The organism is Pseudoalteromonas sp. TAB23 (assembly GCF_000498075.1).
GTDB lineage: Bacteria > Pseudomonadota > Gammaproteobacteria > Enterobacterales > Alteromonadaceae > Pseudoalteromonas > Pseudoalteromonas arctica.
Map to the genome: position 1 here is coordinate 1 of NZ_AUTP01000034.1, position 13,732 is coordinate 13,732.

At 37.7% G+C, this 13,732-nt stretch carries 10 protein-coding genes; 4 read left to right on the forward strand and 6 right to left on the reverse strand.

Going from position 1 to position 13,732, the window contains the following annotated elements:
• Positions 1-118 precede the first annotated feature (118 nt).
• From L654_RS0100650 to L654_RS1000000128055, 3 genes are all read left to right on the forward strand, one after another.
• Positions 119-490: a hypothetical protein gene (locus L654_RS0100650; RefSeq protein ID WP_024591705.1), complete on the forward strand. Its 372-nt coding sequence runs from the start codon at positions 119-121 to the stop codon at positions 488-490.
• A gap of 333 nt (positions 491-823) precedes the next feature.
• On the forward strand, positions 824-1,993 hold the full coding sequence (locus tag L654_RS0100655; RefSeq protein WP_024591706.1) for an alpha/beta hydrolase-fold protein: 1,170 nt from the start codon (positions 824-826) through the stop codon (positions 1,991-1,993).
• A gap of 840 nt (positions 1,994-2,833) precedes the next feature.
• Positions 2,834-3,049, forward strand: a complete 216-nt coding sequence (locus L654_RS1000000128055) for a GDCCVxC domain-containing (seleno)protein (protein WP_076915486.1) — start codon at positions 2,834-2,836, stop codon at positions 3,047-3,049.
• Positions 3,050-3,214: 165 nt separating this feature from the next.
• On the opposite strand, the gene L654_RS0100670 is transcribed toward L654_RS1000000128055, so the two are convergent.
• The 6 genes from L654_RS0100670 to L654_RS0100695 form a co-directional block, all read right to left on the reverse strand.
• Entirely contained in the window at positions 3,215-4,075 is an 861-nt protein-coding gene (locus tag L654_RS0100670) for a cation diffusion facilitator family transporter (protein WP_029753426.1), read from the reverse strand.
• Between the two features lie 150 nt (positions 4,076-4,225).
• The gene (locus L654_RS0100675) at positions 4,226-7,420 is read right to left on the reverse strand and encodes a CusA/CzcA family heavy metal efflux RND transporter (RefSeq protein ID WP_024592060.1); all 3,195 of its coding nucleotides are present in this window, start codon (positions 7,418-7,420) and stop codon (positions 4,226-4,228) included.
• 26 nt (positions 7,421-7,446) lie between these two features.
• Positions 7,447-8,811, reverse strand: coding sequence for an efflux RND transporter periplasmic adaptor subunit (locus L654_RS0100680; protein ID WP_024592059.1), 1,365 nt, complete (start codon positions 8,809-8,811; stop codon positions 7,447-7,449).
• Between the two features lie 59 nt (positions 8,812-8,870).
• Positions 8,871-10,115, reverse strand: coding sequence for a TolC family protein (locus tag L654_RS0100685; RefSeq protein ID WP_024592058.1), 1,245 nt, complete (start codon positions 10,113-10,115; stop codon positions 8,871-8,873).
• A 103-nt stretch (positions 10,116-10,218) separates the two neighbouring features.
• Positions 10,219-10,566 (reverse strand): hypothetical protein, encoded by a 348-nt coding sequence (locus L654_RS0100690; RefSeq protein WP_024592057.1) that lies wholly within the window; start codon positions 10,564-10,566, stop codon positions 10,219-10,221.
• Between the two features lie 170 nt (positions 10,567-10,736).
• On the reverse strand, positions 10,737-11,447 hold the full coding sequence (locus tag L654_RS0100695; RefSeq protein ID WP_024592056.1) for a transglutaminase family protein: 711 nt from the start codon (positions 11,445-11,447) through the stop codon (positions 10,737-10,739).
• Between the two features lie 340 nt (positions 11,448-11,787).
• Between L654_RS0100695 and L654_RS0100700 the strand changes: the two genes are divergently transcribed.
• Positions 11,788-13,728, forward strand: coding sequence for a cytochrome c/FTR1 family iron permease (locus tag L654_RS0100700; protein ID WP_024592055.1), 1,941 nt, complete (start codon positions 11,788-11,790; stop codon positions 13,726-13,728).
• Positions 13,729-13,732 lie beyond the last annotated feature (4 nt).

Genomic DNA, 13,732 nt, shown 5'->3' on the forward strand with positions numbered 1-13,732 from the left:
CGTATAGCAGCTGCCGGTAATGGCTGTGTCATGTTCGATTTATCTAATTAAGATCGCACCTAGTACGAACATTAAACGGAAAATTATGTAAGCGCAATGCTTCATAAGGAGTATCAAGTTGCTAAGAAGTCTTCGAAAGGGAAGTACGACTATTGAGTATTGGCATGAATTTGGCGCAGATATCGTACGAGCCATTAATACAGAAATAGAGTTAAAACCCGATCACGCTATATTTCGCGTAACGTTAAAGCCTGTAGATGGTAATCAAAGAATGGATGCTGATAGGATATTTTTAAACAACTTAAATGCGTTAACAAAAATAAAATTTAGTGATTCCCAAATACGTAAAGCAACAGCAAGATTTTTAAACGCCTATAAAGATAGAATCAACCATATTAAATTAGAAATAATTTATAAAAGAAGCTATGAGTTTAATACTAGTCTAAAACCCACAGGTAAAGATGGGCTGTCTTTTGAGCTTAAGGCATAACAATTGCAGTCATAGGAATAACAATTTGCTTTTGCTTCTTCGTTGCTAATTTCAGCCTGCTATTTTATTTACGCCGGTTAAGCGAAGCTTTGCCAATGTCTGCTCATGGCACTTTTGCGAAGTTCAGTAGAAATTAGGATGCCATCCATATTAATTGGGATAGCTTTGTTTGTTCAATTAAGGTGGTAGTCTGGTTTAATTTTTAGTTGCATTATGGCAATTGCTTTTATTGCATGACCTAATTAAATTATCTTTATATGGCCACCTTAATCGCTTTTCATTAAAGTTATTATTCGGCAACTTATCTCGAAAAAATGATAAACAGGGAATTTTATGAACTACTTAAAAAAGCTAAGGCTCGTCGCCACAATCATTTGTCTTTTTCCTCTATTTTCTGCCAATGCTGTCATTGTTAAAGAACACATAATTAGCTCTAAGACGTTGGGAGAAAAGCAAAACGTCACCGTTTATCTGCCTGATAATTATGGTGACTTTCCGGACTATAAATATCCAGTTTATTATTTTCTGGATGGCAAATATTACAAGGACATGATTCAGGGGGTTATGTCATCCTATTACGAGAATGGTTTGGCTCCACACATGATATTGATTGCAATTGAAAACGAAAGCAGAATCAGGGATTACACACCGACTGAACATGTCGAATATAAACAAGGTGGTGGTGCTGATGCCTTTTTAGATTATATAGAGAAAGAGTTGCTTCCCTTTGTCGATAAGCACTATCAAACCTCTGATTTTAAAACCCTAAGCGGACACTCTCTTGGCGGGCTTCTTTCTTTGCATGCAATGCACTCCCGACCGGGTTTGTTTACTGCCCACGTTGCATTAAGTCCTTCTATTCACTGGGGTAATGAAGTCACATTGCCTAAACTGAAAAGGTATCTGTCTTCAGAAGAAGATTTGAATCAGTTTCTTTATGTCAATCTAGGAGATGAAGGTTTTCAGGTGATTGATGATTCGGCAATAGCTATGCGTGAGGGTTTTTTAGAATTAAAGGCATTTCTGGAAGAAACCAAACCCAACGGCCTCAGATTTAAGATAGAACATTTGCAAACGCTCCCCCACGTAGCGACGTTAATGACTGGTCTGGTTAATTCCACCAATGAATTGTATCGTAACTGGTCAGTACCCTTTAGAGTTTTTACAGAGGGGCCAGAAGGTTTTGATAAGCATTTTAAGCTGCTGTCGCAAGACTTATTTCAGGAGATCAAACCTCGAAAAGGTGCGATCAATTTTGCCTCATATTATATGACAGGGCTTGAGTCGCCCGAAAAAGGCATGGAGCTGTTGCAATATAACGCAGGGCTTTATTTAGATTCTGCATGGGTGTTGTTTAATCTGGCCAAAGGCTACAAAGAGAGAGGGGATCAAGATAAGGCTAAACAGCAAGCTATGCTGGCTCTTGGAAAAATAAAAAGCCATGAAGAAAACCTCAAAACCTCTATCGATGAGTTTATTGCTGGGTTTGATACAGAGAAATAGATATGTAGGTATGCTAAGGGGGTCACCCTTGATTTTATGTATCAAAAAAAACAACACCGTCCGGAATTGGCACTGAGCCGAACTTCGGCAAAGAGCGATAAGCGGTCAGTCGTATTTTTTACATTGTATGACTGCTTCAAGCTCATAGCTGCCGTTGAACTTTCATTACTTGATGTGAAATTTGAGCCTAAAACTGCAATTTTCACTTAAAAAATTACATCCATTTACAACTGAAGTTTTACCTAACACTTTTGCATGGAGCTAGATCTCAAATTCCCAAAGCGGACATTTCCATTATTCAAGTTTCAAACGAATTTAGAGTATTAAGTCTAAGGCGCTTTCGCCCCCCAAGAGAGTTAGCGCCCCCTTCAAGCTCAGGCTGTGTGAAAACTATTTTGGACTTGCGTAATTTGGAAATAGCAACGGAAAAGGCTCTGTAGATTTAAATCTGTAGTAAGTTTGGTGTCAAACTAGAGGTTTGTTGCCCATCCCCTCGAAATTAACCTTAAGCCTGTTTTTTAAACAGTAATTTGAGGGGTAAACAATTATTAAAAGGTTTACTTAATGATGTTGGCAATAAATATGTATCAAAAGTGCTCTCATAATTAAATTATCAAAATGCTATAAGAGTTTTGACTAAACTAGCTAATTTCATATTAAACCCAAGGTCACTAGGTTTTTCAGTACCTTACCGCAAGTAAGGTTAATATCGAGGGGATGGTCACAAAACCCCTATCTTCTCTGGCAATATGGTTGGAGTACCTATTTATTCTACTTTGGCATAAGTTTAATGATTGTAATGTCAGTATTAGATATTGTAAAACCTATAAAGGTGCGAGTATGCAAAGTATAAAATTAAACTCAACAATAACTTGTCCTGAGTGTGGTCATAGTAAAACAGAAAAAATGCCAACCAATGCCTGTCAGTGGTTCTATAAATGTGAATCATGCAAAGTATTATTAAAGCCTTTAAAAGGTGATTGCTGCGTTTTCTGTTCTTTTGGAACTGTTAAATGCCCACCAATTCAAGAAGGACAAGATTGCTGTAATAGCTAATCATCATAGTCATCCGTCAGATTTGGGTTTACGTAAAATAAATCTGTCAGCATTCCGCTGTAGTAACACTAAAGGCTTCCGCACTAGTAAGAGAAATGGGGTCTCTCAAAAAAACGAGCCTGCAACAGGTTTGGTTAAAATGTCTTTTCATCTTTGAAAGTATTTCTAATTGTTTTTTGAATCTCTACATATTTCGTTTACAAACTCAAATTCCAACGTTGTATGTTCAAGATGAAACGGGCTTAGTCGTGTTGATATTTCATGCTTTATTGCAATATATTCCTGTTGATCAAAATAATGGTTCACTACTAAATGAGCAGTAAGTACATGCCTTTCACCATCAAGGGACCACAAATGAAAATGATGAATATCTTCAATAAATTTCAATGTTGATAATTCAATTTTTATTTTTTCTTGAATGGCTTGCTCTGGTGTTGCCTGCAAAAACAGACGTATTGCAGTACGGAGGTTTTTTAAGACATTAAAAAGAATAAATAAGGTAAATCCGATTGAAAGTATGGGATCAAGTATTGGCAGTTCGACAAACATTAAGACGATAGCAACAATTAGCACAGCTACCCAACCTAAAACGTCTTCCAGTAAATGCCAATTAAGTACACGTTCGTTTAATGTTTTCCCGTCACTTAATTTGAAGGCAGCATAACCATTAACAATCACCCCTAATATCGCTAACCATAACATGCCTTGAGCATCAGGCATCTCTGGCGATAACAATCGAGGGAATGAAATGGTTAACACATAAATTGACCCCGCTATTAAGACAACGCCGTTAATAAGCGCACCAAGTAAAGAAAAACGGTGGTAGCCGTAACTAAACGTTTCATCATGGTTTTTCTTGCTGAGTTTATTTAATACCCATGAGAGACCGATGGATAAACTATCTCCTAAATCGTGAACCGCATCCGCCATGATTGCGGTACTGTTGGTTAACCAGCCGCCAATAAATTCGATAATAGTAAAACAAACATTTAGTATAAATGCCCAGCCAATACGACTTGAAGACATATCTTTAGGAATATGACTGTGTCCATCGCTAGTTGGATGTTGATGTAATTTGTCGGACATTACTTTCTCCTATAAATTGATATCCCGCAGCGAATACCTACGGGATATCGAGTTAAAGCAAACCGTCATATTTGCTTTAGCCAAACAGCACTACCTTCTCATTTCTTCAATCCGACCTTTAGAAAACCAACCATAAAGTACGGGGAGGACAAATAAAGTAAGGAACGTTGCTGTAACCAAACCACCAACAATTACAGTGGCTAATGGTCGTTGTATCTCAGAGCCTACACCATTTGACATGATAATAGGTATCAAACCAAGAGCGGAGGTAATCGCTGTCATCAATACAGGGCGAAGCCTTGATATAGCGCCTTCGTAAACGGCTTCGGCAATACTTTCCATACCTGTTTCAATGCGTAGATTAATCGCTTCAACCATAACCACACCATTGAGAACAGCGACACCAAATAAGGTAATAAAACCAATTGAACTTGGGACAGATAAGTATTGACCAGAAATATACAAGGCGACAACTCCACCAATCATAGCTAAGGGTAAATTGACGAGTATGAGCATAGCTTGACCAACACTAGTAAAAGCAAAATATAGTAGCAACGCAATAATACCAATAGAAAGTGGAACAACGATAGCAAGTCTTTGCTGTGCTCTTTGTTGATTTTCAAATTGGCCACCGATATCAACAGAATAACCGGGAGGTAAATCAACCTTACTTGCAATTGCTGCTCTAATATCTTTAACGACACTCCCCATGTCTCGTCCTTGTACGTTGGCTTGAATAACGACGCGTCGCTGGACATCATCTCGGCGTACCTGAGGGGGACCCGATTCAATGGCAATATCTGCAACATCACCTAACCGTACCCATGCACCTGTTGGAGCTTGTAGCCGTAAGTCAGCAATAGTTTGTTGCTGATCTCTAAACTCTTTGTCTATCCGTAGATAAATATCATAACGTTCATTACCATTAATGACTTGTCCTACTTCCTGACCACCGATACCATTTCGCACAAGTCTCATTACATCACCAACCGATAAGCCGTATCGAGATAATTGACGACGGTTTGGTCTAACGACTAACTGAGATTCACCTGCGATTGGCTCCATAGCGACATCCCTTGCACCATCAACACCTTGAATAGCATTAACTATAGCCTGACCTTGCTGAGCAAGGACATCGAGATCAGCACCAAATAGTTTTATGGCTAACTGCGCTTTAACACCAGAAAGTAATTCATCTACTCTTGTTGCGATAGGTTGAGAAAAATTCAGTAGTAAACCGGGGAATTTCTCAAGTTTTACTTCCATTAAACCTTGTAGTTCATGGCGTGTTTTAGCGCTGGTCCACTCTACAACTGGTTTGAGACCAATATAGATTTCAATGTTACTCACTGGCTCAGGATCACCACCAATTTCTGCTCGGCCAATACGACTGGTAGCATAAGTTACTTCAGGAAATTCAAGTAATATTTTTTCCAATTTAGGGGATACTAAAAGGGCAGTCGCTAAGCTGGTTGATGGGGCCATGGTTACACGTAAATTAATAGTGCCTTCTTCAAGCTCTGGCACAAATTCAGTGCCTAAATTTGGCACTAAAAATAACGTACCAACAAGCAAGGCTCCAGCCCCGATAAGAACTACTTTTTTAGCGTTCATCGCTTTTGTTAAACTACTACGGTAAAGCTTTTCTAGCACACTAACGAAAGGGCTGGTTCGAGCTTTAAAACCTCGTTGAAACAGGTAACTGGCTAACGCAGGTACAACAATGAGTGATACGGCTAAAGACGCAACCATTGCAATCATAATACTAATAGCCATCGGCTGAAATAGTTTGCCTTCAACCCCTTCTAAGCTAAATAAAGGGGCAAAAACCACCATAATAATTGTTACTGCAAAAAATACTGGCTTAGCTACTTCTCTAGCGGCAATTTGTATGCGTAAACTAACATCGACATCTTTTTCGACATCAAAAGGATTCTCACTGTCATGCATTCCTTCATGACTATGTTCGTGACGACGATCGGGCTGACTGAGATGTTTGAAAATATTTTCCATCATCACCACTGCACCATCGACCATCATTCCAATCGCAACCGCTAAACCACCCAGAGACATTAAATTCGCAGACAAGCCATTGTAAGCCATGATCATTAATGCCATACCAACAGAAAGTGGAATAGAAATAAGAACCAGTAAAACTGCGCGTACATTGAGTAAGAAAAGTACCAATACAATAACAATAAAGATAAAAGCCATTGTCAATGCTTGAGCGACTGTGCTAACTGCTTTTTCAATTAAATCTGCTTGGTCATAAATAGGTTCAAACGTTACACCTTTTGGCAGGGCTTGTTGAATGAGCGGGATTCTGTCTTTTATGCCATCAATGGCAACTTTAGTATTTGCGCCCATACGTTTTAAAACAATACCGGAAACAACTTCACCTAGGAATTTACTACCATTAGCACCGACACGTTTAGTCATTGTGACAGCGCCTTGTCTAATTTCGCTTCCAAACTCAACAGTTGCCACATCAGAAAGGTAGACAACAGTACCTTCAATTGTTTTAACAGGGATTTGTTTTAGTTCTTCAATACCTTTTTCATCACTACTTAGCCAACCGACACCGCGTATAATTAGTTGCTCTTGGCCTCTATCCATATACCAACCACCCGCATTATCATTATTGTCTTCTAATGCGTTAGCGATATCTTCTTGGGTCAATTGGTAAGCAAGTAAACGAGAAGGGTTGATATTTACTTGGTATTGTTTAACATTTCCGCCGAATGCTAAGACATCTGTAACACCATCTACAGGCATTAACAATAATTTAACCACCCAATCGTTTAGACTTCGAAGTGACGTACTGTCATAACCAGAATCTTCATCAGCGAGTAGTAAGTATTGATATACCTGCCCCAAACCAGAGGTGTTTGGACCAATTTCAGGTGTTCCAACACCTTCTGGTATTAATTCTTTTGCTGATTGCAATCGCTCAAAAACCAATTGACGAGCAAAATAAATATCGGTGCCTTCTTTGAAGACAACCGTAATACCAGACAGCCCTGTTTTAGAAATAGATCGTACTTCTTCAACATCAGGTAATGCATACATTACCGCTTCAATGGGGAAAGTAATTAGTTGCTCTACTTCTTCCGAAGCTAAACCAGGTGCTTCAGTATTTATGGCAACTTGCACGTTGGTAACATCTGGAAATGCATCCAAATTCAAACGTGGAATAGTAAAAATGGCCGTAGCCGTTAACGCAACCAAGGCAAGTATCACCAATAATCGGTTAGCGACAGACCAGTCAATCAAACGATTTAACATGTGTTAGTTCTCCAATTATCAATAAATTAATGGTTATGTGCGTCAAAACTGCCTTTGGCAATTTCCGCGGCAACATAAAAAGCACCAGTTGTGACAATTTTTGAGCCTGCTGGCAAACCATGAATTTCACGTAATATTCCCAGTTGTCGTCCCAATTCGATTTCAACACCTTTAAATTCGCCATTTTCTTCAACAAACACCATCCAATCACCATCACTACCTCGCATTAATGCTTCTTCAGGTACAGCCAGGACCTTTTTGTCAGTTTCAAGGGAAAAATAGACATCGGCAAATAATCCTGGATGAAGCTTATGGCCGTCATTTTGAACCTGTAAACGTATAATGCGTGTGCGAGTTACTGGGTCTATGGTATGAGCTTTTTGAGTGACCGTAGCTATGTATGTATTGTTACCTACATTTACTTGCGCCTTTGAATTTTTGGGTAAGTCCAATTCCATTGATGGCGCTAAACGTGCTTCAACCCATAACGTATCCTCATCAGCCAGATCAAATAAAGTACCGCCGGATTCTATGCGTTGTCCTTGACGGAAATTATCAGATAATACAGCGCCAGAAGTCTCTGCGTTTAGGGTGTATTGTCCAAGTTTTTTAGTGTTGGTAGCCAAAGAGGTAATAGCGTCAGCAGATAAGCCATACGCATATAATCGTCCTAAGTCAGCCTCAAAATCGGTCTGAGCTTCTATAAAGCGTTTATCACCTACTGCTTTTCGACCAAGTTTTTGAACCCTTTTCCATTCTGAATCAGCGAGCCTATAGCTGGCTTGTGCTTCAGCCATTGACTCACTAAATAGGGTGACTAACGGTTGATTGATTTCAACATGATCACCTAAAGCAACATGGCGTTTTAGTATCACCGAATCTACTCTTGGCGAGACCAAATAACTGGTATAGTCATTCGCTTTTATCTCTCCTTGAGCATAAATACTGTAAGTCATCGCCTGAGGCTCTAGTACGGTTATGTTAATTTCAGCTAAATTTAATTGTTCCTTTGAAAGTTTAACTCCCGCACCTTCTTCTTCGTGTTCATTTTTACCTCCATGTCCATGCCCATCGTCTTTTTCTTCTTCGTGTTCATTTTTACCTTCATGTCCATGCCCATCGTCTTTTTCTTCTTCGTGTTCATTTTTACCTTCATGGCCATGCCCATCGTCTTTTTCTTCTTCGTGTTCATTTTTACCTTCATGTCCATGCCCATCGTCTTTTTCTTCTTCGTGCTCATTTTTATCTTCATGCCCATGTCCATCATCTTTTGCTTCAACATGCTTTTCGGTTTTTTCTGCTGATTGAACATTTGCAAATGTCGAAGTACTTATGGTTGTTATTCCACAAAATAGTGCGGCAAGTGTTATTAATTTAATTTGCTTATTCATATGTTTTTCCAAAATTGGTTCATTGACTATTAATTGATTCTTGATAATGCCTTTAATATTCAAAGCTGAGATAATTGCAGAGTCGCGGCCTTAATTTGGCCTACCTGTAATAGCCAGTCGATTTGGCTTAATTGAAATTGACTTTGTAATTCAATACCAGCATTAAGACCTTCAGCACGTTGTTGTAATGCAAGTAAATATTCGGTAGTACTTACATCACCGCTTTGCCATTGCTTTTGCAGTAAATCGCCACTACGTTTTCCTCTTCCATCCATCAATTGTTGCCATCGTTGATAGTTTTTTTGATAAGTGATTAAGGTGTCAGTGCTTGATTGGATAGCAAATCTCTGTTTGCGCATAACGGAGCGAAAATTTGCTTCAGCAGCTATTGCTTGTTGATTCGCAGCTCTTGCTTGTGCTGAATAATTGTTACGGATATTCAAAGGCATTGAAAAAGTTACGCCTAACACGTTTTCCCTATCATTTTTTCCTGCGTTAAAACCTATAGTTGGGTCAGCTTTAGTTTCTAACAAAGCTAGTTGAGCATCACTTCTAGTTATTTGCCACTGTGCTTTTGCCGCTAAGACTAAGGGATGTTGTTCAAGCCATTGAGGTGAAAGTTGATAATTAGTGATAGTTAAACCTTGCGCAGGTATAACCTCTTTATCTGGCGTCCAATCTCGTAATAGCTCTTTGGTTTGGGCTTCGGCTTGTTTTAATTGAACTTGTACCTTTGCGGTAACATTCAACATTTGGGATAAACTTAAAAAAGTAAGTTCGGCATCTACTTGCCCTAGATCTCCTGCTTTTTGACGGTCTTTAACGATATCAAGTAAGGTTTCTAACTGCTTTTCTTGCTCTTGGGCAATAACCGCTTGTTTTTTAGCTGCTTGCCAAGTAATTAACGCTTGTAAAGCTTGCGCTGTCTTTTCTTGAACAAGAAAGTCAAAGTGTTTGCTTGCTTGGGTTAAACTAAAGTTAGCTTGTTGCTCTTTCGTTTCTCGCTTATCCCACCAATCAATCGTTTGATTAATACCAATAGAATAATTATTAGCGTCACCTTCTCGTTCATAACCTGTCTCTAATTCAGGATTATAAAGTGGTTGCTTGTTTCCTTCAGCATTTGAAAAAACAGCATTCATTTCTTCTTTGGCGGCAATAATATCGGGATGTTTGTTTATTTGCATCGATAACCAAGATGTCGATGTTGTTTGTGCATTTACGCTTTGTATATTAATTAAAATAGCCAAAGACATACTGACGCATAGCACAGCGCCAATATTTTTTTGAAAAAATATTTTCATAAATTAAACTCATATTTATTTAAATAGTGTTAACTAACGACAGTGAAATCGTAGTAGACACGAATATAAAGATGCTCAGCTAAACTGAGCTATTCTAATAGAGTTAACTTATAGGGGGGATTATTGGGTTATCGTGAGGAGGGCTTGAATATTGAAATAAATACCCATACTGATGTCCTATTTGATTTGGACGCTCAGTAAAGGTTTGAGCTTGAACGAGCCACTGAATATGAGATCCATGGCAATGACCACAATGATGACAATCTTTAGCATTATGTTCATTGTCTGTTGGTAATTCTTTGTCAGCTACAAAGCGATCAGATTCATGTGAATGTTCAATTTGGATATGCTGAATATCAATTTCATGAATTTCTTGTGAATTTGCAATAGCTACAAATGATTGTAATACAATCAAAATGACTAAAGTAAAATTCAAAAGCACATTTTTCACAGCAAAGACCTTTAAGGATACATAACACAAATTTATTGAGAAGGTATTTAGAAAATAATTAAATTTAAGAATATTCAAAATAACCGCACAACAATAACATCTATAGTAGCTATAGAGTCAAGAAATATTTTCAGAATTAGCTAGATAACCCTTTTTTCATTTTATAATGATTATTTAATTAGTTTTCTAATGCTTTCTACATTTTTATTGATTAGATGTCGAATGACATTTTTATATAGCCAATTTTTAATGCCAGACAAATTAGTGCCATATTTCTCATAGAATTCATCTGGGGTGTTAAAAATACCAAAGTCATCATGTATACCTTCTTTTTGAATAAACGTATCTTTGCCTGACCATTCCACTTGTGGATCTAATAAACACTTTGTTGCAATACCATATCCGCAAAAATTATTTTTCACATTTTTAAACTTAGATTGAATAGATTTTAGATATGGGTCATCAATAATAAAGCCTTCTAGATTGATCCAATTATCTTCAAAAAGCACTTCAACCCAGCTATGAATAATGAATTCTGGAGCAAGCCACATAATGTAATTGGGTATAGCACCTTTTTGTAAGCTTTTCTCAATAGTAAATCCGTGAAATCTACAAGGAATATCCAATGCTCTTAATAAAGCCATTAAAAGAGTTCCTTTAGTATTGCATTGACCATACCCATCAGCTAAAACAAAGCTCGCACTTATATCATCACGACTGTTATACCCAAACTTTATTTCATCTTTAACAAAACTGTAAGCAGCCCCTATTTTTTCAAAATCATCAAGAGAATTCCAGCCTCTATTTTTAATCAAGTCTGTAATTAGAGGGGTATCGTAATCTAGAATATTCGATTTCTTTAAATATATATGTGATTTCATAGGATTCTGCTTTACTAATTCAGTTGCTGGCTAAAACGAGCAATAGTCATTAATATATGCTCGTTATTTATCTTGTTATTAACAGCTTATAGGTCAACACATCAACACTATAATCTCTATAGTAACTATAGGGTCAAGGATGAATTGACAGAATTAGCTAGATAGATATTTTCAATGTTCATTTTAAAACCATTAGTCAGCGATTTTTCTAATGTTCTCTACATTTTCATTGATAACACCCAGTTATAAAAATATTTTTTAATACTTTACTCTATAGTAACTACAGGTATTGCAATTGATAATAATTATCATTTAGGCTGTAATATTTAAGGTTCATAGTATGCAATTTTTTTGGAACGTGCGATTAATAAGTCAAAAACATATAGGAATAAAATCATCATTCTATTTAGTGTTGATGGCGACTATTTTATTTTCGACATTGAGTATAGCGTCAACGGTTGATGAGGTTGCTCAACTACGCCAGATAGCACAGTTGGCAGAATATGTGGGGGTCGATTACGCATCAGCGGTTGATAATGGCCAAGTAATTAACGATGATGAATATCAGGAAATGCTTGAATTCTCTCAATTGATAGTTGATAAAACGTCAAGTGATAATTATGTTATGCACTCTCTCAATGAGAAAGCATCGGCCTTACAAAAGGCTATTTCAACTAAAGAAAATGTAAATATTGTCAGGCAATTTACTTCTGAACTGCGAATTTCATTATTGGCTATGATGCCTGAGTTACCTCTCCCTAAAAGATTACTGTCTAAAGAGGCGACGTTTTCTTTATTTGAAAATAACTGTGCGAGTTGCCACGGTCTTTCAGGTCAAGGAAATGGTGTTTTAGCATCGGGATTAGAGCCTGCACCTACCGATTTTACCGATAAAAACCGTGCAGAAAACCGTTCACTTTTAGGCTTGTTTGATGCCATATCTAATGGGCTTGATGATACGGCTATGCCTGCATTTACACAACTAAAAGAACAGCAGAAATGGTCCCTTGCATTTTATGTCGGTGGTTTGGCATTCCAATCATCAAGCGAATTCATCAAACCATCGCAATCAATTTCATTACAAAACTGGATAAATTATAGTCCATTAAAATTATCTACAGAAACTGACGGATTAACGAAAAATGAAATTGAAGGGTTAAGAGCCGATCCAAAATTATTGTTTACCAATCAAAGTGGTCCTTTAGCTATAACCAAAACTCAATTAGCTGCCGCAAGCATTGCGTATAAAAATGAAGAGTATGAGAAGGCCAAAACACTTGCTGTGAGTGCTTATCTAGATGGTTTTGAATTAATTGAAAATAGTTTGGATGCACGAGACAAAAATTTACGTAAAAGCATCGAAGGAAACTTGATTAAGCTTCGTCAAGTGTTAAGTAACGCACAACAGGTTAATCAACTTGAAAGCCTTATGGAAATTACTGTGAGGCAACTCAATGACGCGGAAAAACTTCTGACAGAAACCACTTTATCAAATGAGGCTCTTTTTACTGCAAGCTTAGTTATTTTGCTAAGAGAAGGTTTAGAAGCCTTGCTGGTTGTGCTGGCTTTGATAACAGTGTTAATTCGAACTAAACGTCATGATGCCTTAAAATATGTCCATTTTGGTTGGCTCAGTGCGCTACTAGCGGGTTTTGCTACTTGGGCGGTAGCCCAGTCAATGATCAATATCAGTGGTGCAAGTCGAGAAGTCATGGAAGGTATTGCTGCAATGCTTGCAGCGTTAATGTTGTTCTATGTGGGGATCTGGATGCATAGCAAAACGAATGCTGAACACTGGCAGGCATACATTCAAAAGCACATTAATACACAATTAGAAGCAGGTACACTTTGGGGATTAGCCGTGCTCTCATTTATCGCTGTTTACCGAGAGGTTTTTGAAACGGTTTTATTCTATCAATCACTGTTAACACAAGCCTCAACGACTCAATACTCATTTGTTATCGGTGGACTTTTATTCGGGATAGCTGTGTTATCGATTATTGCATGGGGAATGTTTAAATATTCTGTAAAATTGCCAATTGCTCGTTTCTTTTCAACAACAACATATCTCTTATTAGCACTGTCATTTATATTGATGGGAAAAGCAGTTTCAGCATTACAAGAGGCTGCCATTATTGGAATTTCTCCATTGCCAATTACTGTAGAGGTTGATTGGATTGGTGTTGGGTCTACTTGGGAAGGCATAATGGCACAGTTGACAATATTGGTTTTATTTATAGCCTATATGTATAGATCTAGAAGAAAACAAATAATGATTTAAGATC

Coding starts and splice junctions, on each gene's coding strand:
- L654_RS0100655 (WP_024591706.1), top strand. CDS start 824: ATGAACTACTTAAAAAAGCTAAGGCTCGTCGCCACAATCATTTGTCTT.
- L654_RS0100685 (WP_024592058.1), bottom strand. CDS start 10,115: ATGAAAATATTTTTTCAAAAAAATATTGGCGCTGTGCTATGCGTCAGT.
- L654_RS0100700 (WP_024592055.1), top strand. CDS start 11,788: ATGCAATTTTTTTGGAACGTGCGATTAATAAGTCAAAAACATATAGGA.
- L654_RS0100670 (WP_029753426.1), bottom strand. CDS start 4,075: ATGTCTTCAAGTCGTATTGGCTGGGCATTTATACTAAATGTTTGTTTT.
- L654_RS0100680 (WP_024592059.1), bottom strand. CDS start 8,811: ATGAATAAGCAAATTAAATTAATAACACTTGCCGCACTATTTTGTGGA.
- L654_RS1000000128055 (WP_076915486.1), top strand. CDS start 2,834: ATGCAAAGTATAAAATTAAACTCAACAATAACTTGTCCTGAGTGTGGT.
- L654_RS0100675 (WP_024592060.1), bottom strand. CDS start 7,420: ATGTTAAATCGTTTGATTGACTGGTCTGTCGCTAACCGATTATTGGTG.
- L654_RS0100695 (WP_024592056.1), bottom strand. CDS start 11,447: ATGAAATCACATATATATTTAAAGAAATCGAATATTCTAGATTACGAT.